Origin of the sequence: Geomonas oryzae (genome assembly GCF_004117875.1) — a bacterium.
Taxonomy (GTDB): domain Bacteria; phylum Desulfobacterota; class Desulfuromonadia; order Geobacterales; family Geobacteraceae; genus Geomonas; species Geomonas oryzae.
On record NZ_RAHW01000003.1, the window covers coordinates 50,270 to 75,241 of the forward strand.

Below are 24,972 nucleotides of genomic sequence, written 5' to 3' on the forward strand. Positions count from 1 at the left end.
TTCAACACTTCCCGCCCCGTCCGGGCGACGGATTGTAACGGGAGAGGCATGCCATGATGAGCACCCGCAACAGCCCAAGATTCCCCCTGAAGGCGCTGATTTTGGTGGGCACTTTACCGGTGGCCGGATACCGGCGCGCAGCGGGAAGCTCCCTGCAGCGATAGCCCAGCCTTGGCGCACGGAAGGAGAGATAGGCGAGCAGCTCATACCCGGCGAAAAGATCTCTGAACGGAGCGATTTCCGGGTCGACAAGCATCCTGCCGCTGTAGCCGCGGAACCCCTGCGTGGTATCGGTCCAGTGAAAGCCGGAGCAAAGACTCAATAAAGGCGCGTGAAGCCAACGGATGGCGAGGTCCCTCATTCTGGGGGTGTTCTCCGCGACGCCTCCCGGCAGGTAGCGCGAGGCCTGCACGAAATCGGTCCCGTCCTTGAGTGCTTCGACAAACGCTGCGATCGCCTCGGGGTCATCCTTGTCGTTGCCGTCTATGGTCACGACCCCCTGATACCCATGATCGAGCGCGAAGGCGTAAGCGCAACGCAGCTGCGCGCTTAATCTCCCCGGGCCGGTCTTTACCAGCAGCCCCCTTACCCCGCATCTTTCGAGCAGCTCCAGATCCAGAGAGCCATCGGTAGTGCCGCCATCAACGATGATGATGTCTGAAATTTCTGGAGTACGGCAAGCGGACATGCGCTCGAGGAGTTTGCGGATCCTGCTTCCCTCGTTGACGACCGGGATCACGACGCAGAACGTGCGGCTCTTCCCGAGCCAAAGGGGGATCTCGAAGGAGGGAACCTCCCAATGCGAACGCTGATCTGACGTAAGGACCTGGTTCATGGCAGCCTCCCCTCTTCTCCGCGCCGGTAGTGGGCCAGGGCAACCTGCACCCCCCGCTCGATACCGGCGAGAGCGGGTTCGTCTTTCGGCGGCAGCATCTCGATGCAGGCGACGCGTTCCGGCACGAAAGCCGCCACTTCATCGGCAGCCTTGGCATGATCCGTTTCGCCGTCGCCAAGAACGACGAGATGCGGCTCGCTCAGGTGGATGTGGCCGATCAAGGGAGCAAAGGCGCGACAAACCGCACCGACGTCCTCCCCGTTTATCGTGCACGCACCGGTGTCGAACAAAAGGCGGATGGCGGGATGGGCAACGTCCGCCACGACCTGGGCGGCCTCGGCCGTGGTGGTCATGAAGTTCGCCCCGTAGCAGGGCGGGTTCGGCTCCAGACAGACAAGGACGCCACGGCTGGCGGCGATATCCCCAAGGCGGGAGAAAAAGCGGTGCGCGATGTCCCTTGTTTCCGCATCGGTGCGGCAGGAGCGATCACGGTTTTTAGGGGAGCCGAAAGCGAGCCTTGTCGCACCGAGCCCCGACGCTATGCGACACACCTCACCCATGTGGGAGAGCATCGCATCCTGCTGCGCATCGGTTCCGAAGAGATTGAGTCCGGTGGTCCCGTACAGCAGGGCCTGCATCCCCGTTATCGTGATCCCTTTGTCACCCCACCAGTTCCTGACGCGCGAAAGGTCCGTGCCGCTTGCAGCGCAAAAATCGGGAAAGTACTTTCCTGGCGCGATGTCTATGGCATCGATTTCATGGCGCCTCAAAAGGGCTGCCACTTCGGTGTCCAGCGTGACATCCCAGGCAAGATTGGAGATGGCGACTCTCATAGCTGGTGCGCCCCCTTGAGGGTCAGCGGTTCGGACTGGGCGTAGGCACGGATCGCCTGGACAGACTCGCGGCGGCTGTACTGGTATGGGCCGTTTCCGCCGAAAAGCGGGGCGTGCACAGAGCGGAAATCGTAACGAGCCGCCACACCGCCCAGAGTATTGACGAAAGGCCTGCCGAACCCCTCTTCGGAGACCTGCGCAACGCTGACCGGTTCGGCGGTGAGGTGCACCAGCGTCAATCCCGCCTCCAGGGCGGTCCGGATGTCGTACCAGAGGTTCACCATAGGATAGAACTGGAAGACGCCGCGGCCGTCGATGGCGTGCAGGTTGTTGTCGTTAAGAAAGTCGAAGACGACGTTCTTGCGCAGCCCCGGCCCCACCAGACCCGGCAGTCTGACGATCAGGTGATTCTCGAAACGACACTTCACGAAGTTCTCCAAGAGGAGCCGATGCCTGCCGTAAGGGTGCAGACCCGCTTCGTCGGGAATGCTGTTCTCGTCGACACCAGCAGGGTTCCCGAAGACGTCGACGGTGCTTATGAGGACGAAAGTGCCGCAGCAGACCGTCTCGAGGTGCCCCATCAGTCGTTCGATATTTTTAAGGTCCGCCTCCGGTTCGCGATTAGCGATCCATTTCTGCGCGGGGACGCCGGCGCAGACCACGCAATCGTAAGAGGCATTCTCGATCCCGGCTATGTCAGTGGAGCGAAATACTGCTTCAAACTGCCGCTGCCTAAGCAACGTGGTTCCGACGTACCCGGTATATCCGATCAGTGCGCTGCTCATGCCGAGTCCCCTCTATCAAACTTTCTGGTAATGAAGCCGATAATGCCGTCAAGGTATAACACCGACAGCAAGCTGAAAGAAAGCCCTACCGTCAAGGAAAAGATGTACCAGTCGTACATGGTGTGCCACATTATGTGCTGGTACGCACACACGTACCACGAGAGGTAGCCCGCGACACCGTAACAGATGATCAACATCTCGGTCCCCGACCTCCGCTTCATCTGCGACAAGCCGGCCAGGAAAAGAAGGAACAGTACCTGCCGTTCCGAAAGCTTCCACCACGCGGCGTTCAAGCTGAAAGCCACGGCCAGCCACCGCTGGCTGAGAGCAGAGAAAAATTCAGGGCCAAAGGGAGCAGGGACGTGGCTTGTCGTGGCAGTCCGGAGCTTTACGTGAACGAACGCCTGTCGAGCGGACTCTGTGAAAGAGAGCATCCATCCGCTGTCGACGTCTATCAGGATGACGTGCGCAACGAGGCAGAAAGCGAAAGATAGACAAACGGCAGCAAAGGCTACCGCGCCGCTTCGCAGCTTGCGGCGCCACCCGTCATCGGTAAAGAGGGCAGTGGAAAAGGCAGTCAGCAAGGTGAAGACGGTGGCGAACTCGTACCCTCTTGCGAAATAGGCTACGCCTGAAAAAAAGATCAGAAGCGGCGAGAGTCTTCTGCCAAGACAAGAACGACAGGCGATGACCGCCGCGGGAAGCACCATGAGCGAAGACATAAAGTACAGGTTGTGCGAGTAGAAAAGAAAACCCGCGCTCCCCCCCAGTAAAAGCGGGACGACGAAGTGATGCTTCACGCTCCGCGCCTGACAGAAGAAATACAGAAAAACGGTGAGGCCGAGAGAGAATAACGCGGCATTCACCAGGCGCAGCATGTCGAATAGGCGGTCCAATGCACCTTCCGTCTTTAGATGGAGCGACCTCGCAAGCAATGTAGCCGGAACGGTCTGCAAAGAGAGGTTCGAGGTGTACTTGTGATACCCCGTGCCTTGATAGGAGTAATCGTCGGGATAGCCGCTGGTCTTGATGGGGAGGAAACTCCCGTCACTATCGAGGATGTTGCGCTTTATCGTGTTGCGCACGATGTTCTCGGAATAGGAATCGACCCGGTCGGCATAGCGGCCATTGCCGTCGCCATAGGGGAAACGCAGGTCCTGAGGGTTGCCCGCAAAGAAAAGCAGCACCACCGCCGCATAGACGAGGATGCAACCCGCTCTCCGGGCCATGCCTTCACCCCGCTCCCCGGGCAGTGACAAAAACATCAGCAGTTCCTGCCGGTCTGGACCAGGTTCGCGTCCGTGGTCGTGGCGCCGCTCAAAACGTTCAGCCGGTCCTTGTTCACCATCACGGCGCTGTTCTTCTCGAAGACCACGGAATACTCGGCCTGTTCGCTGCGATCGAGCAGACGCCCGAGGTACTCTCCGAAAAAGGCCATCATCACGAACTGCATCATGAACAGCGCGGACATGAACAGGATGGTCGTGGTCCATCCTTCAACAACATGCCCTTTCACCAGGTGAACGAGGAGGCTGTAGGTACCGAACAAGAAGGCGGAACAGCTGCCGAAAAAGCCGAGTCCGGACATCCAGCGCAACGGCCGCGAGGAGTTGAACACCATGAGCTGCAACAGTGCACGGGCGCCTACCCAAAGCGAGCGGGGCGCGCGGCGCCTTTCGGGCCGCAGGGCGTAGTTGTAAGCGATCTGCGGGTAGCCGGTCTTCTGGATCCTCATGGGAAGCTGCTGGTGGAAACGCCCGGTACAGGAGACGGAGTTGACGGCCCGGCGACTCAGGCACCTGAGCCCGGTGGCGTCGCGCGGCAGGGAGTACTCGATCATGTGCAGCACGTGCTCGACGAGCGGTCTCAGCATCCGATACCAGATCGTTCTGGGCTGTTTGGCAACCCCTACCACCACGTCGTACCCTGACTTGCAAAGGGCCACGGTCTCGGAGATCGCCCGGACCGGGGTCGCCTCGGAGTCGAACATGACCGCGAAGTCTCCGATGGCGTTCTCAAGACCCGCGCCCCAGGCGACATCCGGGGAGACCCGGGACGATAGCTGGATATAACGCAGGCTCGGGATCTCTTCTAGGACCGCCTGGTCCTGCAGGGTAAACGGCTGCATGGTACCCTGTCCGACCGCCACCACCTCGTAATCGGAAAAATGACGGTCCAGTTCGCCCTGGATGTCCTGAAGCATCGGCGCGACGGCGGCAAGAGGCCGCTCTTCCACGACGACGACGGAGACAAAGGATTCGCTTTTCACGCTGGGCACCTCGGCAATCAGGATAGAAGGTTATGTGCGTCGATCGATTCCAGCACGTCGTAGACGTTGTCGATCTTTCCCCCCATGACGCAATGGAAGCCTTTCAGTCCGTAATGCGGCAGGAAGAGGATCGGCCGGGAGTCGTCGGACTCGCTGCGCGGCAGCACCGTCTTGACCTCCCAGAGGGAATCACGGTACTCGCACTCGGAGAGAACCGGAAAGTAGCGCGCCGCGTCCTTTTGCATGTAGCGCCAGGCACTGTGGCGCAGGTCGCCGCGGAAACGGTCCTCGGCGTCGAAAAAGCCGGGGCGATCGCCGTCTCTCCACTCGTAGTGCGGGGTGTACCGGACATGGCTGAACGAATGCAGCCCCACAGGGGGAAACGGCATGACGGAAAAGAACGGACCGCACATCACCGTTACCCCCACCCTTTTGAACGGGTCCGGGACATCAACCAGGCACATCTCGGTCATCTCGTGTTTGAGCGGAACGAGATCGAGCCCACAGCGCGCCGGGAGGAAATTGATGCGGGAATAGGTGCAGTTGAAAACGTGATCGGCATAGACCGTTTCGTGCTCCCCCGACGCCGCGTGCAGCAACTCGACCATCACCCCATCCCCTTTCGGGGTGACCCGCTCCGCCGAGGTCTCCGTGGAACAGTGCACCTGCGCGGCTGCGATCCTGGCCGCCATCAGGTCCCGCAGCTTCACCGCGTCGAAGGCGTATTCCTGGACCGAGAAACACTCCTCGATGAGAGCCGGATTGCAAAGCGCCCTTATGCCGTGGGGAGCCGGCGTGCAGGGAGCCCCGATGCGCTCGCAGAACTTGAGAAACTGTTTCGCGGAAACCTTGCCTAGCGGGGCCGCGATACAGTAATACTTCTCGAACCCCGAGTCGATGCACTCCCTGAACTCCTCCACGAAACGGGGAAAGGAGAGACGCGAGCGCAGCGCGGTCAGAACACTTCTCGGGTAGTGGTAGCCGTTGTGGACCCGGGCCTGGTTGGCGTAGGAGGCCCTGGACATCATGGCCGGATCCTTCTCCACAAGACGCACCGCGCACCCCTGACGCGCGAGCTGCTCGGCCAGGTACATCCCGAAGAATCCGCCGCCTATGACGAGGATCCGCTTTCTCGCGGGAACCGAATCCTTCACTCGCGCCCCCCTGCAACCTCGTGGTAGAGCGCCTCGTAGTCGAGGGCGATCTTTTCCCAGGTGAAGCGCTCGCGCCACGCGGCGTGCCCCGACTCAGCCATCCTGAGGCGCGCCTGTTTGTCGCGGTAAAGCATTTCCAGAAGAAGTGACGAGTCCGCGACCTTCGCCTTGCTGAACCCGGCACGGTTGATACGCGTCGGCAGCAGCGCCCCTCCCCCGGACCATGAAAGGATCTCGGCGGCGTTTCCGACATCGGTGGTGAGAAAGGGAGTCTTAGAGGCCATGCACTCGAAGAGGACGATGGGTGAGCACTCGATGTTGGACGGGAACAGGAAGAGATCGGCCTGCTGATAGGCGGCAACCGTTTCCGCCCGGTCGAGCGGCTTCACCATGAGCCGCTTACCCTTCTTGGCGAAGTGCTCCTTCAGACCTAAGAGACGTTCCCTCATGCGGCACGCCCTGGCGCAGCCGATCCCCGCCTCGTTGCCGACCAGCAGGAAGGTGGCGTTTGCGATGCGAGCCCGGTCGAAGATCCTGATCGCCTCCGCGTGCCCCTTCACACCGGTGTGGGAACCTACATGCAGCACGAGGAAGTGGTCCTCAGGGATACCATGCCTTTTTCTGAAGGTGACTGAGTGATCCGGGGCAAATTCGTCCGCGCCGGCGCCGTTGGGGATGAGCATGATCTTCTCGACCCGCCGGCTGCGCGCGAATTCGATATCCCGGTAGTCGTCGGAGAGAAAGACGTTCATGTCGTATTTCTTCATGAACTCTCCCATCTGCGCGAAGTACCCCCGGTAACGCCTAAGGTGCAGCGCGGAAAACCCCGTCGGGACGAAGACCTTCGCCGGCCAAAGGCGGTCCAGCAGGGGAAGCGCGAGGTCGGTGGGCCAGACCTGCGCCGCGAAGTTGGTGATGACGTCGAAGTCGGCATTGAGCAGGAATTCACGGTAGCGCTGTGCGTCACCGGTGATCCCCCTTACCGCGTTGCCGGCGACGTTGAAAGACCTTATCTCGACGCCGTTCAGACTCCCGTCTTTTCTTTGCGCGACTTCGCTCGTTGCAACAGTCACCCGGTGTCCGAGCTTTACCAGCCGCTCGGAGATCTGCCGGACCACCTCCTGCATCCCTCCGACGGAAGGGTGATAGAACTCGACCGTGTGCAGTATGTTCAGGCTCTTGGCTCCGGGCACGTCAGGCTCTCCCCGCCCGCCCGAAGGAGAGCAGGCGCCGCACCTTGAAAAGCCAGTTGAGCACCTTCAGGAATTTCTGATAGTTCGGGCAGTTGTACCTGGTGATGAGCTGCATTTCCTTCTCGTAAAGCAAATGCTCGATATTGTCACAGAAACACTGACGGTGCTTGCGCACCATCTTTTGATAGATATCAGCCCTCTGCGTGGCGTCATGCGATGACTTGGAACGTCCCGTTATCCGGTAGAAAAAGAGCGGCTCCTGGAGCACGTGCACGGTCCACCCCTTCGAGGTCCCGGAAATCCAGAAGTCCCAGTCCTCGTAAAGGATGGTCGTGTCATAGCCACCGGCGTCCTCCCAGAACGCCCTGCGGAACAGTGCGTTGCCGCAGCAGTTGTTGTCGGCGAGGAAATTTTCCACCCCTCCCCCCTCAGGAAGCCAGTAGCCGTGGTGGATGCCGAACTCCTGGATGCCGCAGGTCACCACCCCGACGCCGGCATCGTTTTCGAACACGGCCAGCGCCTTCTCAAGGAAGGAGGGCGCGAAATGATCGCCGGAATCCAGGGTCAGGATGTAAGGAGTCGCCGTCGCCGCGATCCCCTGGTTGCGCGCGTTGCCGGTCCCGCCGTTTTCGGCGAGGCGGATCACCTCGACGCGGCTCTTTTTCTCTAATTCGACAAGGACCTCGCGGGTCGCACGATCTGTGGAGGCATCATCCACGATCACGATGCGAAAATCCTGACAGGTCTGTTCGAAGGCGCTGCGCACCGTCTCCGGCAGGTAACCGCCGTCGTTGTAGCAGGGGATCACTATGGTGACCTTCTCAGTATGTTCCATCATATGTGTCCCCCCACTCATCGAAGCTTCCCAAAACTGTCGCGGATGGTGCGCAAAATCGCCATAGCGTCCACCACTGAATTGCATTGCCAATAGATCGCAGCCAAATGGTGCCCAAGCGCCGCCATCCCCTGGCCACGCTCCGCGTAGGCGCGTGCGAAATGCCTGTGCAGGTCGGCGTAGAACCTGATTTCGTCGCGCCCCTTTTGTACGGAGCTTTTCCGGGGCCAGATGAAATGCCAGCTTTCACGCGGCGCCGGGCCCGCCGCACCGTACCTAAGCCACTCGCGCCTCCTGATGATCGCGGAGTTTTCCGACTGCAGTGCGGTTTTGCGCAGCGACTCCCCTTGCGGGTTGATCCGGTACTTAAGTAGCGGCACCGGCAGGTTGCGGAACTCCCCCTCCACGGCCAGTCGCGTCCAGAGGTCGTAGTCCTCGGCAGCGTGAAACTCCTCCCGGTACCCCCCGACCTTCAGCACCGCTTCCCTGCGGAACACCACCGTGGGGTGGCCAATAGCGCAGATGACGGACAGTGCGAGCTTCAGCCCCACGTCATCGACCGGCTTTGGCTCATACCCTATCGGCACCCCGGCCGCGTCGATGATTTCCAGATCGGACCCCAAAAGGACGAGGCCTGGACGCTCCCTGAACTCGGCCACCTGCCTTTCCAGCCGGTGCGGGCAGGCGACGTCGTCGGCATCCATCCTCGCCACCAGATCGGCACGGGCGAGCTCGAGCCCCTGGTTCAGGGTCGCGATCAGCCCCATGTTCCTTTCGCGCCGGACCAGGCGGATCCTCGCGTCCTCACAGGAAGCAACCAGTTCGGGGCTGCCGTCCGTCGAGCCGTCGTCGATGACGAGCAGTTCGAAGTCGGTGAAGCTCTGGGCGAGTATGCTATCCAACGCCTCGCGCAGATACCTGGCGCCGTTGTACACCGGCATCAGCACCGTGACCGCCGGCTTATGGGCCTTGCACTCTTCAATGCACATGAGAAGCCGTCACCCCGGAAGGTACTTTTTGAGCCGCGCGGTGAACCTGCAGAAGGGACATTCGTGCGGGATAAAAAGCGGAGGGAGCTTGGTATAGTGATGGAGCTTTTGCAGCATCCTTTCCCGGGTCTGCGCATCCCCGCGCTCCATGATGAAATCCAGGTGCTTTATCTTGTCAGGGCGCACATCGTACCACTCCGCGAACTCGAGGTACCTGATGAGGAGGTCGTCGACCGGAGCGGGGACCTTGACCTCGACCTGCACCTCTCCCATCGGGAAAAAAGCGGAAGCGGCGTTTTCCAGAACGCTTTCGAAGAGCGCCGGCTTGACCATGAGCTTTTCATAGGCCGGCATCGCCTCGTACAGGTCGAAACGGAAATTAAGCGCCCCCTCAAGGAGCAGGTCGACGTGCACGTGCTGCCTTTTGTGCACGTTGCTCACCTTTATGCCGTACCCCTTTGCCGCGTACCTCTTCGCCCAGGAGACGACCTTGGCGGCGACGTCGTTTACCGAATAGCAGAAAAGGTCGATGTCCTCCCCCGCCTTGTACTGCGGGAAACTTGGGGACATCTTGACGACGCAGTACGGAAGCCCCGCTATGTCGCCGAAAAAGGTCAAAAGGTCGAGCATGTTCACTCCTTGTTGCAGATAACGGCGGCGGCCAGCGAGGTCACGCCGCGATGCTTCAGGATGGCGACACGGTGCGCGCCGTCCAGCACCGCGAAGATTCCAGGCTCCTCTTCCCGCACGATGACGTAGGCGTTATCGAAAGGAGGGGCGAGGTAGTCAAACGATGCGGCGAGACGCAGCAAGCCCTCCAGGGTGTGATCGTCCGTCAGGGCGGTGCCGAGAAAGGTCCGCAGGTAAAGCCGGTAGGCCTCGCCGTCACCGCAAAGGGCGCGGTAGTGGGGGGTATCCTCCACGGCCACTACGGTCGCCTCGGGGTGATGGCGCTCTCCGGTCACCATACGGCACCTGAGCGCGGAGATGTGTAGCTCGCGGATGCAGTAATCGGTGATCTCCCCCAGGTGGTACGGCGCGCTTAGGACCACGTTCCTGTCCGCGAACAGCTCGACGCCCGGGTACCCAAGATACCTGAGGATGTGGTCGGTCTGCAGCTGGTTGTCCGAGGCGTGGATCACGTGCTCGTCGGTGCGCTTGCCGTTGCGGTAAGGGTTGAAGCGGTCGCGGATGCGCTCCTTCAGCGCCTTCATCGTCCTCGATTCGAGATGACGGAAGCTCCCCTCGCCGAAATAGTCCTCGTCGGGATCGCGGTTCTCCAAGAAAACGAGGTAGCTCTCCCTAGGCGTCGCTCTCAGGTACTCGGTCTTGTCCTTCAGGTGCTCGATGGGGGCGTAGTCGAAGCTGTACACCGCGTGCACCAGCAGGTCGACGCTCTCAGGGACATGGTGCAAAACCTTCACGATCTTGAACGCGGGATGTTCACGGATCATGGCGGCGATGGCCTCCATGTGCTCGACACCGTGCCCCCAGACCAGCATATAATCGAAACGCCTGCCGATCATGGTGCGTCCGCCGCTTCATCCCCTTCCACCTTCCAGGAGAAGCGCGCGAGGATCGGGAACGCCGCCTGCTGCCTCACATGGTTGTCGAAGGTCCCGGACTCGACGGAAAACCTGAGCGCCGAAGGGAGGTAGTCCTCGACCTGGTCGTCCTTGAGTATGGTGACATTCACGAAATACTCGCCGTAGTTGAGCGGAGGAGCGAACACCGTGCAACTGAGCGTCGTGACCGAGTTCGCGGCAAGCGTGTGGGTCTCGCCGGTCAGGTAGGAGTCACAGACGATGAGGCCGATATCGTTGCTGCTGCGAAGGCTCAGGCACATCCTGGCCGACACCGGGTGCCCGTAGCGGTTCTCCACACTGAGCGCGAGGCGCAGGTCGTCACCGACCGAGCAACTCCCCCCGACAGCGGCGCCCACGGGGCGTATCCCGGTGAGCCGTACCATCCCCTTGCCGCTGCGGTCGGATCGCTTTGAGACCTCGCTTGCCGCGGAAACAGCCATGTCGCCCAAATACCTCTCGATAACCTCTCGGGCGGGGCCGTGCGCCTTGGTGCCGCCGTTACGCAGGTAGAGGGCGGTGGAGCAAAGAGCCTCGATGGCGGCCATGTTGTGGCTCACTAGGAGAACCGCCCTCCCCTCCTCGCGGGACGCCTGCTCGAGCTTCCCCAGGCATTTCTTCTGGAACTGGGCGTCGCCCACCGCAAGCACCTCGTCGACGATGAGCACATCCGGCTCCAGGTGGGCGGCGACCGAGAAGGCAAGCCGCACGTACATCCCCGAGGAATAGCGTTTGACCGGGGTGTCCAGGAACCTTTCCACGTCTGCGAAGGCGACGATCTCGTCGAACTTTTTCTTTATCTCGAGCCGTTTCATGCCGAGAATGGCACCGTTCAGATATATGTTCTCGCGCCCCGTCAGCTCGGGATGGAAGCCGGTGCCGACCTCGAGCAGGCTCGAGACCCGCCCCCTGATCCTCGCCACCCCCTCGCTCGGCTCGGTGATGCGGCTCAGGATCTTCAACAAGGTGGACTTGCCGGCGCCGTTGCGTCCGATGATCCCCAGCCGGTCACCCGGCTGCAACTGGAAGGAGACGTCGCGCAGTGCCCAGAACTCGTCGCGGGTCTCGCGCCCTCCCCTGCCGAGACGGCAGACCCTTCCCATCCCCTCGACGATGCTGTCGCGCAACGTCGCGTACGCGTCCTTCTTTTGATGACGCAGGTAGTATTTCTTGCCGAGCCCCTCGGCATGGACCATAGCGTTCATAGCGGCCTCAGATCTCGTCCGCGAAGGCGCGTTCCGTGCGGCGGAAATACCAGACACCGCTTAGGAAAAGAAGTGCGGTGCTGGCAAGGGAGAGGACCAGAGCGTAAAGGGGAACCGCCGGCTGGTTCCCGGCCAGGGACCACCTGAAGCCGTCGATTACGGCCACCATCGGGTTTAGGGCGTAGACCAGGCGCCACTTTTCCGGGACCACGGTGCTGGAGAAACCGACCGGCGAAACGAAAAGGCCGAACTGCACCACGAACGGGACGATGTGCTTGAAGTCGCGGTAACGGATACTGAGGGCCGCAAAAAGGAGGCCGCCCCCAAGGGAAGCGAAGCAGGCGATGCCCAGGTAGAGCGGCAGCCAGAAAAGGCGCCAGCCTGGGTTCACCTGGTAAAACACCATGAGCCCCGCCATGATGCCGCAGCAAACGAGGAAATCGGCCAGCGAGGCGGCTACCGAACTCGCCGGGATGATGAGTCGCGGGAAATAGACCTTGGTCAACAGGTTCGCATTGCTGATCAGTGAGACGCCGCACTCGTTGATGGCACCGGCGAAGAACTGCCACGGAAGCAGCGCGGCGAACACAAGCACCGGGTAGGCGACACCGTGCGAAGGAAGCCCGGCGAGCCGGCCGAAGATGACGGTGAAGACGACCATGGTGAGAAACGGCTTCAGCACGGTCCAGAGCACCCCGAGCACGGTCTGCTTGTAACGGACGGTGACGTCGCGCCAAGCAAGAATGGCGAAGAGCTCGCGGTAAGCCCAAAGGTCGCGCCAATAACCGGCGCGGCTCCCGCCGGGGCGGATCAGTACTTCTTCTCCCTGCGCACTCAACCTTTCACCTCGTCGTTCATCGCGTCCGGCACAAGGCGGGCAAGTTCCGCCTCGAACCGCGCGCAGCAGCGCTGCTCCGTATTGTCGCGGGCAAAGGAGAGCCCTGCCGAGGCAAGACTCGCGGCAAGCGCGGCGTCATCCAAAAGACGCAGCACGTCACGGGCCAGGGACTCCACGTCGCCTATAGGGCTTACCAGCGCGTTCTCCTCGTGGCGAACGTAAGTGACCGCCTCGCTCGTCACGACCGGGCAGCAGCAGGCGAAGGCTTCGAGGACCATGAGGGGAAACCCCTCGGACCGGCTAGGGTAGAGGAAGAGGTCGGCGCTGCTCATGATCTCCCGCATTGCATCCACGTTCACCCGGCCGAAGCTGCGACTTGGCACGTCCGGGTTGTTCCAGGCGATGTCTTCTCCGACCGTCCACACCTCGATCGGCCTTGACGGGGCAACCATGGAGACCGCCTCGCAGGCGAGATCGAATCCCTTGCGGTGGTCGCGGCGCGCGAGCACGAGGATCGCCTTGCGCCCCTGCTTGCTTGCGACCAGCTGCTGCGACCTTGCGGGGTAGAAGATTGAGGTATCGACGCCATTTTCGACCACAAGGCACCGGGCGCCGAACCTCGCTGTGAACGTTGCCGCGAGTGCGTGCGAAACGGCGATGGTCGGGATACGGAACACCCTGAAGGCAAACAGGTACATAAACCGCAACAACAGATACACCGGGAACGGATAGGCGGTCTCGTTGTCATCCTGGGCGAAGTAGACGACCCGGCGGTTGCGCAGACGCAAAAAAAGCGCGGTCGGTACGATCGTGGCCAGGACGACGTCGCATCGCTGCGGCCTAAGAAGCGCGCTCGCGAGGGTCCCCCCTTTCCCTGGCAGGAGCGGCTTGTCGATATCGATGTACGGGTGCAGCGGGTAACCTGTGGCAACCACGTTGGATCGTATGGTGACCCGGTGCCCGGCCTCAGCCAGGTGACGCAGGTGGGCCAGCACCATCTTGTCCCCGCCCCGTTCAAGGACGCTGTGCGCGAAGTAGACGAGCTTCATAATCTCCTGAACAACCCGTCCAGATCTCGGGGACGCCGCTGTCGGCAGGGGGATAGCGCCACGAGTTCGAAACCGCGCTCCTTAAGAAAAGCGCCGACCTGGAAGAGATCGCCCGAGCAGTTGCGGAAAACACTCATCTCCACCAGGACGAACTTGCTGCGGCGCAGGAGTTCCGGCGCGGATCTGAGCACGTCGAACTCGCTCCCTTCGGTGTCGATCTTGAGAAGGTCCACCTCCCCCACTCCGAGTTCCGCGGCGATGCCGTCCAGGGTCCTGGCGGCAACGGTATGACATGCGCGATAGACGCAGTCGGGCTGTTGGACGTAGGAGCTTAGCTGCGTCGTTTCCTGCGCGACATGTATTGTGACGCTTCCTTCCCGGTCGGTTACGGCGCAGCAGAGGCTGTCGCCAGGGACAGGCGTGTTGCGTAGCAGCATCTGGTGGCTCTCGGGAAGCGGTTCCACGCTGATCACGCGCGCAGCTTCTAGGTACTGCCTTGCGAAGAAGGCGAACTGGCCTATGTTGGCACCGACGTCGACCACCACTGGGCGATTGGGCAGGTAATCCTTCAGGTGATGACTGTCGCAGTACACCCGCTGCAGCGAGGCGACCCCGAGGGGATCGTCGCAGTAAAACGGGGCGCCGAACACCGTCGCGCATCTTGGCCGCTGCCCCGGACCGGAAATGCGGCTTGCCAGGTAGTGGAGATACTTCCGCTGTATCAACCAGGCCTTGGCCGGCAGGGACATCCCCCGAACCCGGAAAAGCAGCTGAAAATCCAGTCTCAAAGACCAGGCTAGCATCCGCAACACTTTCATCGGTAGACGATCCAGGAAACCATCAGGGTCCACGCCACGCTCACGGCGAGGAGTTGCCGGTCCTTGAGAAGCGATTCGGTGGGATCCCCCCCCATGCCCGACTTCACGCGGAAGATGAAGCGCAAGAGCCCGAAGCAACAAAGGATGACGGTGTACACCAGGGCGTGGCGCGTGATGACGTACATGGTGTAGGTGACGAGGACGGCAGCCCCGGAAAGGACCAGGACTCCGTCCAGAAAACCTTCGGGATAAAGCTTCAGCGACCTGCGGTGCGCGCCTGCCACGCTCCCGAGCGAGGTGGATTCCCCGAGCCTTTTGCCGGTGCTAAGGAAAAGGGATAGGAGAAACACAGACAAGAAGAGCCATTGTGAAATGACCACGCCGAACACCTCGCCGCCGGCCTGCAGCCTAAGCAAAAAGCCAGAAGAGATGCAAAACAGGTCGACGACCGGAATCTCCTTCAGCTTCAGCGAATAGAGGGCGGATATGGCGAGGTAAGCGAGAAGCAGCGCGGTGAAACCGGCGGAGACGCCGACCGCTAGCAAGAGCGCGGGCACCAGGAGCGCGAGGCAAAACACCGCGGCGGCGGCGGAGGTGACACGCCCCGACGCGATCGGGCGCAATTTCTTCTTCGGATGGTGGCTGTCGTTCTCGCGGTCGCAAAGGTCGTTTAGCACATAGGTGGAACTCGCGGCAAGACAAAAGGCGACGAAGGGCGCAACGCCTCTTAGCAGGAGTTCCGGGTTGATGAAGTACCCGCCCAGAAACGGGGGGAAAAACAGCATCAGGTTCTTCAACCACTGCGCGGGTCGGATCATTCTGGCGACGTCGGTAACTTTCAAGCCCACCTTTCCCATCTCAGGTAGCCCCCGCGGAAAGCCTGTCGAACATCTTCTGTGCGAAAGGGCGATAGTACCCGTTGCGCGCCTTTTCCAGGTAGATGCCGAAGTACTTCCTCGCCTCCGCCGGTTCCTTGTTGGCCAGGCAGAGTTTCCCGGCGTAGTAGTAGGCATCGACGTATGTGGGATCCTTGGAGACGGCGAGGAGATGGTACCCGACCGCCTTTCGATACACGGCGCCGTCTCCCTCCTTACCCGGGGCGGACATCAGGGCGAGGATCAGATCCGTGTAGATGCTGGTCGGGCGCGGGGACAGCGAGGCGGCGCGCAGCATCGCCTCCTCGTATTTCTTCATGTCCTTTCTCGCCTGGTACACGAGAGCGAGATTCTGCCAGACCAAGGGCTCTTCACTCAGGGAGAGCGATTGCTTCATGTAGCGCTCGGCATCGTCGTAGCGCTGCTGTTCATAGGCGTAGACGCCAAGCGCCGAGTGGCTCTTCGCGAGCCCAGGTCCCTTTTTGAGCGCGTCCTTCCAAAACGCGTCCGGATCGCACCAAAGCGCAACCCTCGCCATAGTGGGGATGGCAAGCAGCATGACGCAAGCAATGGGAACGATGCGCGGCAACGACTTGAGCCTGGAAAGCCCCAAGGCGACGAGAAGCGAGAACCCGACCATGGGCAGGTAGAGGTAGCGCTCGCCAAAGGGAGTCCACGGGATCCTTCCGAGGTAGGCGAGCACCGCCGGAGCTATCCCGATGAAGATGATGAGAAGCGGCAGCAGGGTTTCGCGGCGGTGACGGCGCAAAAGGTACAGCGCGACGAGACACCCGGCGAGAAGCGCCATATATGCGACGGGCCGGTCGTAGCGCAAAATGGTGAAGTTGAGCGGGAAGGGAAACACGAGCTTTTGCAGGTAAAACCCGAAGGCGCCGACGCCGTCCAGAAGCGGAGGGGTGGTCGCGGAGCCGTTGGCTATCGCACCCTTCACCACGCTTTTGACCCCCTTGTCGACCGACACGGTACGGCCGAAGCGCAAGAAGAGGTAGATGCCGGTGGTGACAAGAACCGGCGCGGCGAGAAGAACCGCATCCTTCAGGCGCTCACGCCGGGCCTGTGAAAGCAGGTACAATGGGGCGATCGCCGCCATGGCTATGGAGGCCTCCTTGGCGCAAAGCGAGGCGAGGTAGGCGATGCCGACGAAGACCATGGCACTCGCAGTCGCCTGCTCACGCACCTTGACGAGGAGCACCGTGGCAAGAAGGAAGAAAAAGGTGCAAAGAAGGTCGGGACGCGCCGAGACCCAGGAGGCGGCCTCGCTGTTTATCGGTGCGACGAGGAAAAACAGCGACGCTATGAAGGCGAGCGAATCGACATCGTCGCGCCTAAAGAAGAAAACCAGCGCGAACCAGTAAACGAGCAGGGCGTTGGCGATGTGGATGACAACGTTCACCAGGTGGAAGTAGAAGGGATCGACTCCGGTAAACGAGGCGTTGGCAAAATAGGAGATGACGGTGAGCGGCCGGTAGTACTCGCTTGCCCCGGAGAAAAAGAGCCCCCCAAGGGTGTAGCTGTTGCTCTTTATGTTCTGGACCATCCCGACGTCATCGATGGCAAGGAAACCCGCCTGGGTGGCGCAGAGATAGGTCAGGGCACCAACGACAACCAGGGTGAGGATGGCGAGGAGACGCGGTTTCATTCACCGACCTTTTGGCCGTCGGCCGACTTGATCAGCTCGACGAAGATCTGCTCGAGGGTCCTTCTTTCCGGCTCTACGGAAAGCAGTTCGCCATGATGCGAAACCTTGGCGATCACCGCCTCGAGGTTTTGCTTCGGGACGGACAGCCTGACGGTTTCTCCCTCCCGCGCCTCGCTGAGCACGAAGCCGGGTTCCATGGCAGCTGCTGCGGCGCCGTTTCTAACCACCACTTCATATGTGCCGTAGCTCTGGTCCACGACGGTCTTCACCGGGCCGTGATACCTGACGCTGCCCCCCACGAGCAGGAGCACGTCGTCACAGATCCGTTCCACGTCGTTGATGATGTGGGTGCTGAAAAAAACTGTCTTCCCGCGCCTTTTGAGTTGCTGGATGATGTCGGCTACGAGCACCCTGCCGAGCGGGTCCAGCCCGGACATCGGCTCGTCGAGGATGTACAGGTCCGGGTCGTGCACCAAGGTCTGGCCGAGACCTATGCGCTGCACCATACCCTTGGAGAGGCTGCGGATGGGGCGGTCGGCCGCGTCGGTGAGCCCAACCTGTTCCAGCACTTCGGCGACGCGGTCGCCGCGCGCCGAAGCGGCGTCGAAATGGCATGCCACGAACTCGAGCAGCTCCCGCGGCGTCAGGTAGTCGTAGTAGGCGGGGTTCTCGGCGAGATAGCCGACCCTCTTGCGGGCGGCGGGCTCGAACGAGTTGCGGCCGTAAAAGAAGGTGCTCCCCGAGTCAGGGCGCAAGAGTCCCATGAGGATCTTTATCGTGGTGCTTTTGCCCGCCCCGTTTGGCCCGATGAACCCGAAGGCACTACCCTCCGCTACGGAGAAGGAAACGTCATTCAAGGCGCATACTTTCTTGGTGAGTTTCTTGGTGAAGGTCTTGCCGATGGAACGTACATCAATGGCGGTCATTCTTTGCTCCCTGTAAGGCCATTTTGCTCGAGGTCTTGATACGACCGTCGCTGCGGTCGTAAAAGAAGTGCCCACCGTACGGATCAGGCGGAATCCCTTTGAGGATCCCCGCGCTTACCAGTTCATCCAGCTCGGCAGGTCTGCGTCCGGTCTTCTGTTCGAATTTACGGACCGCACCTTCGAGGAACTGAATGCTTTCCAAGGTCGCAATGCGCACAAGAATCGACTTGCGCAGCTTCTGATCGAAGGTTCCCTCGTAGACCACCTTCAGATACTGGATGGCTTGCTTCGTCTTGTCAGCCTCGTAGTACAGGCGCCCCACATAGGTCGGCAGGAAGGTAGCGCGCGGATTCAGCTTCGCCGCCTGCGACATGTACTCCGCCGCCCCTTTGGGGTCGTTTAGGAAGTAAGCATGGTTGAAACCGAGGAAAAAGGGAAGATAGAAATCCCAGTCGCGCCTCTTGGCACCCCGCTCCAACATCAGGTTCATGTCCTTGACCAGCCCCGCCTCCCAGACGAGGATCGCCTGCCCCAGGTAGTAGGCGTCGATGTTGAAGGCGTTCAGTCGGGTCGCGTAGTCGATGTATCTCCCGATCATGATGTAGTCTGGGCGCAGCCCGGGCTTCTCGAGGATTGTCCCGTAATAGAAGGTGGCATCGTAGAAAAGAAGTTCAGACAGCAGGTACCTATATTCCAGGGAGGAGAAGTATGTCACTTCGAAGGATGGCTTGTAACCCAGCCGCTCAGGGGACGGTGCGTCGTTGCGCGCCGCGGTAAGCCACGGCAGGGTCGACATCAGCAGCAGACCGATACAGAGGCAGAGCAGACGCTTCATACGAAATCTCTACGGCTGAATGCGAAGGAGGCGAGCACGAGCATGACGACGATGTAGCCAATCCCGTAAAGCAAAGCCAAAAGCATGATCTTCGGGTCCACGGGGAGCGCATAAATCATCTGCACCTTGAAGTCGAAGGGAGAGAGGTTCGGGCAGATGTAGTAAAGCCACTGCACAACCACCTTGAGCGCGGGCGAAATGTTCTTGGCTCCCTCGGCAGACTCCACGTACAGCTTCACCTTCTCCGTGGTCAGGCCGATGGCATAGACGGCGACGGTCAAAACCTGGGGCAAAAAGGCGGAGGTTGCGATCGAAGCTAAGAAGATGAGGACGGCGGCCAGCACGAGCAGCTTCTCCAGATCAAAGAAAAGGTAGACCAGATAGTTTCCCCAGGCCAGAGGCTTGTCGGGGGGATAGTAGGATGCCATGAGCCCTAAGGCCGCGAGATTCACGACGCCGAGAGCACCCATGGAGAAAGCGAGCAGGTGGGCGAGTCCCAGGTACTTTTCCAGCAGGTAGCGGGTCCGCGAGACAGGGAGGGTGACGGCGGAATAAATAGTGCGGCTTTGGATGTCGCGGGGAATCAGGGTGCCGCCGATGAAGATGACCAACAGCACGCCGAAAGCCGAGACCAGTGACAGGCCGTAAGTAGTGGCCGCACCGGCAACATCGCGCATGGAAAAGGAGCCGAAGACGGGCATGGTGCAGACGAGAAGCATTGAGACGATGCCGAGCCCTAGCAGAAACTTGTCGCGCATGCCCCCCTTGAAGGTGGCTGCCGCGATGGGAAATCTTTGCTGCATGATGCAGGCGCTCCGTTTTGAAGAGGGGAATAAAAAAATGGGGCACGACAGCATGCCCCATTTCGTGTCTGCAAGTTAAGCGGAGATTACATCGTTTGGTAGCCGGCGGCTGCGTTGGTGAACACGGTCTCACCCGCGTTCAGGCCGGTTACCGGGGCAGCGGAGAAGTACTCGGAGAGGGGGTGCCCCATGTAAACGCTGTCCGTAATCTTGTAGATCGCCGTGGAAAGGTTCGAGGTCGCGTAAATGGTGTCGCCCGACAGGTGCTTGGCGGTGATGGTGTACTTCTGCGGACCGCTGGTGATCCCGTCGTTTTTGTAGCCGACCACCACCTTGGAGGAGGTCTTGAAGTTGATGCCGTCGATGGTGCTGATGTCCTGGAAGGTATTGGTGCCGGCGGCGCCGAAGGAAACCGCTGCAGTCACGGCAACAGCGGAAACGGCTAAAGCTATTTTTTTCAACATAGGTTCTCTCCTTTTAGATTAAGCTGTGCTTGTCGTTGCGGGTTCAGCCACCGATCAGGGATACTTCTGGTTGTCGGCGTAGTACGCCTCGAGCGCCGTTTTGACGTTCTTGAGGTCGCTGGCGGCTGCCGTGTTGTACGACTTGACACGGTAAGTCGAGAACTGCGGGATGGCGATCGCGGCCAGGATGCCGATGATCGCAACGACGATCAACAGCTCGATCAGGGTGAAGCCCTTTTTGCTCCTGAGTGTTCTTAACATCTAGTTTCTCCTTTTCGTGGTGGATTGCCGATTAAAAATCTGTTCTTGGCTACGGCGTTGACCGTTTTCTCAACAGCAAATTGCGCGCCAGAAATATAAACACCGATAAAGCGGCGAAAATTCGCATCTACCTACGTCACAAAGGGCTTCACGTGCTGTCACAAAACGTCACAACGACATTTTAGGCGTCCCAAAGTGACGTTTTTTGTCACTATGGGTATCTGCCATTCTCCTGGTAATAGGACTCAAGGTTCATCTTCAGAGAGCGGATATCCGCGAGGGCGCTGCTGTTATAGGCCTTGATGCGGTAAGTGCTAAAGCTGGGAATAGCTATGGCAGCGAGGATACCGATCACCGCCACCACGATCAGCAGCTCGATCAAGGTGAAACCTCTACTGTTGCCCCGAATTTGAACCATATAATCCCCCCTTATGTTGCATCCTGGTCTTCATCTTCCATGCCGAACTTGGCAAGCCGGTACCTAAAAGACCTGAAGGTCATGCCAAGGAGCACCGCGGCCCGCTTCTTGACGCCGCCGCTTTTCTCCAGGGCCTGCACCAGAAGTTTCCGTTCGAGCGTGTCGAGAAAGGCCTGCAGGTCCATCCCCTCTTCTGGAATTTCCATTTCACTGCAAGGGCGGACGGCGATGCGTTGCTCCCGCACGTTTTGAGGCAGGCAATCGAGGCTGATGACACGGCTCCCCAGCACCACGCAACGCTCCACCAGGTTCTCGAGCTCCCTCACGTTGCCAGGGAACTGGTAGTTGAAGAGTGCGTGCAGCGCCTCCGGCGTGATGATCTCTCCCGAGCCGGACCAGATCGCGTACTTGCGGTAGAAATGCTCCACCAGGGCCGGGATGTCCTCGGTCCTCTCCTTTAAGGACGGCATCCGGATCTGCACCACGTTCAGGCGGTAGAAGAGGTCCTCCCTGAAGGTCCCCTCCCGGACCTGCTCCTCGAGGTTGCGGTTCGAGGCGGCCACGATGCGGACATCGGCCTTAAGCGACACGCCTCCCCCCACGCGCCGGAATTCGCGTTCCTGGAGCACGCGCAGCAATTTCGCCTGCAGCAGCAGCGGGAGCTCGCCGATCTCGTCGAGGAAGAGGGTCCCCCCCTCGGCCTGCTCGAACAGACCGGGGCGGTCCGCAATGGCGCCGGTGAAAGCACCCTTGGCGTGTCCGAAGAGTTCGCTCTCGATGAGGGTGTCGGGTATGGCACCGCAGTTGACCGCCACGAAGGGGGCGTTTTTGCGCGGACTGTTATAGTGGATGGCCTTGGCTGCGAGCTCCTTGCCGGTCCCGCTCTCCCCCGAGATCAGCACGTTCGCCGTCGAGTGCGACACCTTGGCGATCAGGTCGTAGACCTCGCGCATGAGCTTGCTCTTGCCGATCAAGCCGCTAAAACCGAAACGCTCCTGCACCTCGGCCTTCAGACGCTTGTTCTCCTGAACGAGGCTCCGTTTCTCCAGGGCCTTTCTGACCAGCACCTTCACCTCTTCGACCTTGAAGGGCTTGCCGATGTAGTCATAGGCGCCAAGCTTCATCGCCTCCACCGCCTGCTCTGCCGTGGTGAACGCGGTGATCATCAGGACCGCGGTGTCGGGAGAATCCGTTTTGATCCTCCCTAGCAGTTCGATCCCGCCGAGCCCGGGCATGCTGACATCGGAAATCACCAGGTCGTAGTATTCCCGGGCCATGCGGCAAAGCGCGTCCTCTGCGCTCTCCGCCTGGTCCACCAGGTACCCTTCGCCATCGAGCAGTATGGCGAGAAATTCCCGCATGCTCAGTTCATCATCAACAACCAAAACCCTGGCGCGCATTTCCACAAAACCTCACTTGCTTTCGGAACGTTCCGACGGCGGCGCCGCCTCAAACCATCCTGCCTCTACGAAGGGAAATGCAGGGTGACCGTGGTTCCCTTACCCTGCGTGCTGTTGACGGTCATCCTCCCGCCGTTGGTCTCGACGATGCGGTAGACCGTGGCGAGCCCCAGTCCGGTCCCCCCCTTCTTCGTGGTGAAGAACGGTTCGAAGACGCGTTTCACGTCTTCGGGATTCATCCCCGCCCCGTTATCCCGAACCCTGATGCAAACCTCGCTGCGACCGCCGTTCTCACGGGTTATGCCGCCGGAGATCCAGATCTGCCCTTCCCCGCTCATCGCCTCGGCGCTGTTCACGAGGAGGTTCCAGAAAACCTGGGAGCACTGGTCCTTGTCGAACTGCACCGCGAGGTCGTCGGGAACCTGGTTGTCGATTTCGACGCTCTCCAGACGCGGATCGGTGGCAAGGAGCGCGCAGAGATCGACGATCACCCTGCGCAGTTGCAGCTTCACCTTGGTGGGCTGGTTCGGCTTCGCGTAGAAGAGAAAATCCCGCAAAAGGCCGTCGAGCCGGTCGGTCTCCCTTACGATGATGGAGAAAAGGCGCTGATCCTTTTCATCGACCCAGGGCCTCAGGGACACCAGCTGCACGGAACCGCTGATGGCGGCGAGCGGGTTGCGGATCTCGTGCGCCATGCGCGCGGAGAGCTCACCGAGTGCTGCCAGGCGGTCCGCCCGCTTCAGTTCGGCAGCCATCCGTTTCATCTCGGTCAAGTCGTGCAGGTCGAACAAGGCCCCCACCGTTCCGCCTTCTTTGTCGAGCAGGGGCACCGACTTGAACGACAGGAGCAGTTCCCTGCCGTCGGTCGCACCGTGGCGGAACTCGCCCTGCCCCGGTTCGAAAAAGGAGGACTCGAAGCCGGCTATGCCGGGAAGCACTTCAGCGAGCGGGCGGTCATAGGCGTCGGTCTGCGAGACGCCGGTGAGGAGTTCGGCGAAGCGGTTGAACACGCGGATCCTGCCGGCGGTGTTGATGGTCAAAAGGCCGCTGTCGATCGTGGAAACGATGGAGGTATTGAGCCGCTCCAGTTCCTCGTAATCGATCGCCTTTTCCTTCAGCGCGCTCTCGGAGACACGGGCCCGCTCCGCCATGTGTCCGGCGAGTACGGCGGTCAGGAAAAAAGAGGCCCCGTGCAGAAAGATGAGGTAGAAAAGGTATCCCGCCCCCCACTGCTGCGCAGGAGCCGAATCAAGTCCCAGCGGGGCAAGTTTGTCGTAGTACTGGAAGTCGAGGATGGCGCCGTAGAGGATCACGCAAAGCGACGCCGTGTAATACGCCTGCGAACGCGCCAAAAGAGCGCTCGCGCTGATGATGGAAAGAAAATAGAGAAAGGCGTAGTGCGAGGTGACCCCGCCCGAGACGAGGATCAGCACGGTGACGAGGATCAGGTCCCAGACGATCTGGAGGTATGCCAGGGTGCGCACACGGCGCGGAGTCGCCGGACGGAGGGCGACGAGCGACAAAAGGGAGAAGAGGTAGGTGGCGCCGATGAGGCGCAGCAGCACCTTCCCGGCCACTTTGCCGCCCACGTCGTAGGTATGTACGTCAAGATAAACGGTGGTGACCAGGAATACGGTCACCACCAGCAGTCTGAGCAGTATGAACCAGAAGACTTTCTTTTTTTCGATCATCCAACTAACCGCTGACGGCGCCGGCGAGTTTGAAAATCGGCAGATACATGGCGACGACCAGGCCGCCTACCGTGGTGCCCAAGAAGACCATCAGCAGAGGTTCCATCATGGCGGTGAGGGCTCCGACGGCGTCGTCGACCTCGTCGTCGTAGAAGTCGGCGATCTTGTTCAGCATGGCGTCCATGGCGCCGGTCGCCTCGCCCACCGAGATCATCTGCACGACCATGGGGGGAAAGACGCCGCACTCGGCGAGAGGCTCGGCGATGGTCTTACCTTCGGAAATGGACTGGCGCACCTTGTAGATGGCCTCTTCCACGATCTTGTTCCCCGCGGTCTTCGCTACGATCTCGAGGCCGTCCATGATGGGGACCCCCGAGCTGATCATGGTCCCCAGGGTACGGGTGAACTTGGCCACGGAGACCTTGCGGATGAGCGGCCCGGCGATGGGGGCCTTGAGGGCGAAGGCGTCGAGCACCTTGCGGCCGTTGGGCGTGTTGTAGTACTTGCCGATGGCGTACTTGATGCCGAACAGGATGGCGATGATCACCACGATGTACTTGACCAGGAAGTTGGAAAGCGCGATGACGAACTTGGTGGGCGCCGGGAGATCCCCTCCGAAGTCGGCGAACATCTTCGCAAAGGTCGGTATGACGAAGATGAGGATGACGCCCACGACGATGACCGCGATGGAGAGGATGGTGATCGGATACACCATGGCCCCCTTCACCTGCTTCTTGAGTTTCATCGCCTTTTCGATGTAGGCGGCGAGACGGGCGAGGATGGTGTCGAGGATACCCCCCACCTCACCTGCGGCCACGAGGTTCACGTAAAGCTGATCGAAGGCCTTCGGGTGTTTCGCCAACGCATCGGCGAAGGTGGAGCCGCTCTCCACGCTCTCCTTCACCTTGACGAGGATCTCCTTGAAAGTCTTGTTTTCCTGCTGGCTGGAAAGGATATCGAGACACTGCACGAGTGGCAGGCCGGAGTCGATCATGGTGGCGAACTGCCTGGTGAAGACCACAAGGTCCTTGGTCTCGATCTTCTTCGGACCGCCGAGCCCCGGGATCTTGAGCTCCATGGAGAGCCCCTTGCCCGCCTCCTTAACCGTGATGCCGGTAAAGCCGTATCTTTTAAGCTGCGCCTCGACCATGCCGGCGCTGGCGGCTTCCATGACGCCCTTTTGGACGTTACCCGCCTTGCTTCTTGCTTCCCAATCGAATTTTGTCATTTGTGACTCCTTTCCCGGACGGGCC

26 protein-coding genes are annotated in these 24,972 nt (G+C 60.5%); all 26 read right to left on the reverse strand.

Annotated features, from left to right (window positions below; all coding sequences use genetic code 11):
• Position 1: 1 nt before the first annotated feature.
• Positions 2–835, reverse strand: a complete 834-nt coding sequence (locus tag D6Z24_RS08400) for a glycosyltransferase family 2 protein (protein WP_129126142.1) — start codon at positions 833–835, stop codon at positions 2–4.
• Positions 832–1,668 carry a sugar phosphate isomerase/epimerase family protein gene (locus tag D6Z24_RS08405; RefSeq protein ID WP_129126143.1) on the reverse strand — a complete coding sequence of 279 codons (837 nt, stop codon included), beginning with the start codon at positions 1,666–1,668 and terminating at the stop codon, positions 832–834. The genes D6Z24_RS08400 and D6Z24_RS08405 overlap by 4 nt, the downstream gene beginning before the upstream one ends.
• Positions 1,665–2,453 (reverse strand): NAD-dependent epimerase/dehydratase family protein, encoded by a 789-nt coding sequence (locus D6Z24_RS08410; RefSeq protein WP_129126144.1) that lies wholly within the window; start codon positions 2,451–2,453, stop codon positions 1,665–1,667. Before D6Z24_RS08410 ends, D6Z24_RS08405 begins: the two co-directional genes overlap by 4 nt.
• Positions 2,450–3,718 carry a hypothetical protein gene (locus D6Z24_RS08415; protein WP_129126145.1) on the reverse strand — a complete coding sequence of 423 codons (1,269 nt, stop codon included), beginning with the start codon at positions 3,716–3,718 and terminating at the stop codon, positions 2,450–2,452. The genes D6Z24_RS08410 and D6Z24_RS08415 overlap by 4 nt, the downstream gene beginning before the upstream one ends.
• Positions 3,718–4,722, reverse strand: coding sequence for a glycosyltransferase family protein (locus D6Z24_RS08420; RefSeq protein WP_129126146.1), 1,005 nt, complete (start codon positions 4,720–4,722; stop codon positions 3,718–3,720). The genes D6Z24_RS08415 and D6Z24_RS08420 overlap by 1 nt, the downstream gene beginning before the upstream one ends.
• A 17-nt stretch (positions 4,723–4,739) precedes the next feature.
• Complete coding sequence (locus D6Z24_RS08425) at positions 4,740–5,876, reverse strand: NAD(P)/FAD-dependent oxidoreductase (protein WP_198419530.1); 1,137 nt, start codon at positions 5,874–5,876, stop codon at positions 4,740–4,742.
• The gene (locus D6Z24_RS08430) at positions 5,873–7,069 is read right to left on the reverse strand and encodes a glycosyltransferase family 4 protein (RefSeq protein ID WP_129126147.1); all 1,197 of its coding nucleotides are present in this window, start codon (positions 7,067–7,069) and stop codon (positions 5,873–5,875) included. The genes D6Z24_RS08425 and D6Z24_RS08430 overlap by 4 nt, the downstream gene beginning before the upstream one ends.
• Position 7,070: 1 nt before the next feature.
• Complete coding sequence (locus D6Z24_RS08435; protein WP_162605094.1) at positions 7,071–7,907, reverse strand: glycosyltransferase family 2 protein; 837 nt, start codon at positions 7,905–7,907, stop codon at positions 7,071–7,073.
• Between the two features lie 14 nt (positions 7,908–7,921).
• Positions 7,922–8,893, reverse strand: a complete 972-nt coding sequence (locus D6Z24_RS08440; protein ID WP_129126149.1) for a glycosyltransferase — start codon at positions 8,891–8,893, stop codon at positions 7,922–7,924.
• A gap of 9 nt (positions 8,894–8,902) precedes the next feature.
• Positions 8,903–9,523: a hypothetical protein gene (locus D6Z24_RS08445; protein ID WP_129126150.1), complete on the reverse strand. Its 621-nt coding sequence runs from the start codon at positions 9,521–9,523 to the stop codon at positions 8,903–8,905.
• A 2-nt stretch (positions 9,524–9,525) separates the two neighbouring features.
• Positions 9,526–10,419, reverse strand: a complete 894-nt coding sequence (locus D6Z24_RS08450) for a hypothetical protein (protein ID WP_129126151.1) — start codon at positions 10,417–10,419, stop codon at positions 9,526–9,528.
• A complete protein-coding gene (locus D6Z24_RS08455) occupies positions 10,416–11,681 on the reverse strand; it encodes an ABC transporter ATP-binding protein (protein ID WP_129126152.1) in 1,266 nt (421 codons plus the stop codon). The genes D6Z24_RS08450 and D6Z24_RS08455 overlap by 4 nt, the downstream gene beginning before the upstream one ends.
• A 7-nt stretch (positions 11,682–11,688) precedes the next feature.
• Positions 11,689–12,519: an ABC transporter permease gene (locus tag D6Z24_RS08460; RefSeq protein ID WP_129126153.1), complete on the reverse strand. Its 831-nt coding sequence runs from the start codon at positions 12,517–12,519 to the stop codon at positions 11,689–11,691.
• Complete coding sequence (locus tag D6Z24_RS08465; RefSeq protein ID WP_129126154.1) at positions 12,516–13,568, reverse strand: glycosyltransferase family 4 protein; 1,053 nt, start codon at positions 13,566–13,568, stop codon at positions 12,516–12,518. The genes D6Z24_RS08460 and D6Z24_RS08465 overlap by 4 nt, the downstream gene beginning before the upstream one ends.
• Entirely contained in the window at positions 13,565–14,293 is a 729-nt protein-coding gene (locus D6Z24_RS08470; protein WP_162605095.1) for an FkbM family methyltransferase, read from the reverse strand. The genes D6Z24_RS08465 and D6Z24_RS08470 overlap by 4 nt, the downstream gene beginning before the upstream one ends.
• Before the next feature lie 89 nt (positions 14,294–14,382).
• Positions 14,383–15,228, reverse strand: coding sequence for a decaprenyl-phosphate phosphoribosyltransferase (locus D6Z24_RS08475; protein WP_246014614.1), 846 nt, complete (start codon positions 15,226–15,228; stop codon positions 14,383–14,385).
• Positions 15,229–15,244: 16 nt separating this feature from the next.
• Positions 15,245–16,921, reverse strand: coding sequence for a hypothetical protein (locus D6Z24_RS08480; RefSeq protein WP_129126157.1), 1,677 nt, complete (start codon positions 16,919–16,921; stop codon positions 15,245–15,247).
• The gene (locus D6Z24_RS08485; protein WP_129126158.1) at positions 16,918–17,847 is read right to left on the reverse strand and encodes an ABC transporter ATP-binding protein; all 930 of its coding nucleotides are present in this window, start codon (positions 17,845–17,847) and stop codon (positions 16,918–16,920) included. Before D6Z24_RS08485 ends, D6Z24_RS08480 begins: the two co-directional genes overlap by 4 nt.
• On the reverse strand, positions 17,834–18,682 hold the full coding sequence (locus D6Z24_RS08490) for a hypothetical protein (RefSeq protein WP_129126159.1): 849 nt from the start codon (positions 18,680–18,682) through the stop codon (positions 17,834–17,836). Before D6Z24_RS08490 ends, D6Z24_RS08485 begins: the two co-directional genes overlap by 14 nt.
• Positions 18,679–19,485 (reverse strand): ABC transporter permease, encoded by an 807-nt coding sequence (locus D6Z24_RS08495; RefSeq protein ID WP_162605096.1) that lies wholly within the window; start codon positions 19,483–19,485, stop codon positions 18,679–18,681. The genes D6Z24_RS08490 and D6Z24_RS08495 overlap by 4 nt, the downstream gene beginning before the upstream one ends.
• Before the next feature lie 86 nt (positions 19,486–19,571).
• Positions 19,572–19,949, reverse strand: coding sequence for a hypothetical protein (locus D6Z24_RS08500; protein WP_129126161.1), 378 nt, complete (start codon positions 19,947–19,949; stop codon positions 19,572–19,574).
• Positions 19,950–20,003: 54 nt separating this feature from the next.
• Positions 20,004–20,210: a type IV pilin protein gene (locus D6Z24_RS08505; protein ID WP_129126162.1), complete on the reverse strand. Its 207-nt coding sequence runs from the start codon at positions 20,208–20,210 to the stop codon at positions 20,004–20,006.
• 211 nt (positions 20,211–20,421) lie between these two features.
• Positions 20,422–20,592, reverse strand: a complete 171-nt coding sequence (locus D6Z24_RS08510; RefSeq protein ID WP_281275022.1) for a type IV pilin protein — start codon at positions 20,590–20,592, stop codon at positions 20,422–20,424.
• A gap of 47 nt (positions 20,593–20,639) precedes the next feature.
• Complete coding sequence (locus D6Z24_RS08515; RefSeq protein ID WP_129126164.1) at positions 20,640–22,028, reverse strand: sigma-54-dependent transcriptional regulator; 1,389 nt, start codon at positions 22,026–22,028, stop codon at positions 20,640–20,642.
• Positions 22,029–22,093: 65 nt separating this feature from the next.
• Positions 22,094–23,719 carry a two-component system sensor histidine kinase NtrB gene (locus tag D6Z24_RS08520; RefSeq protein ID WP_129126165.1) on the reverse strand — a complete coding sequence of 542 codons (1,626 nt, stop codon included), beginning with the start codon at positions 23,717–23,719 and terminating at the stop codon, positions 22,094–22,096.
• A gap of 4 nt (positions 23,720–23,723) precedes the next feature.
• A complete protein-coding gene (locus D6Z24_RS08525) occupies positions 23,724–24,947 on the reverse strand; it encodes a type II secretion system F family protein (protein ID WP_129126166.1) in 1,224 nt (407 codons plus the stop codon).
• Positions 24,948–24,972: the final 25 nt, after the last annotated feature.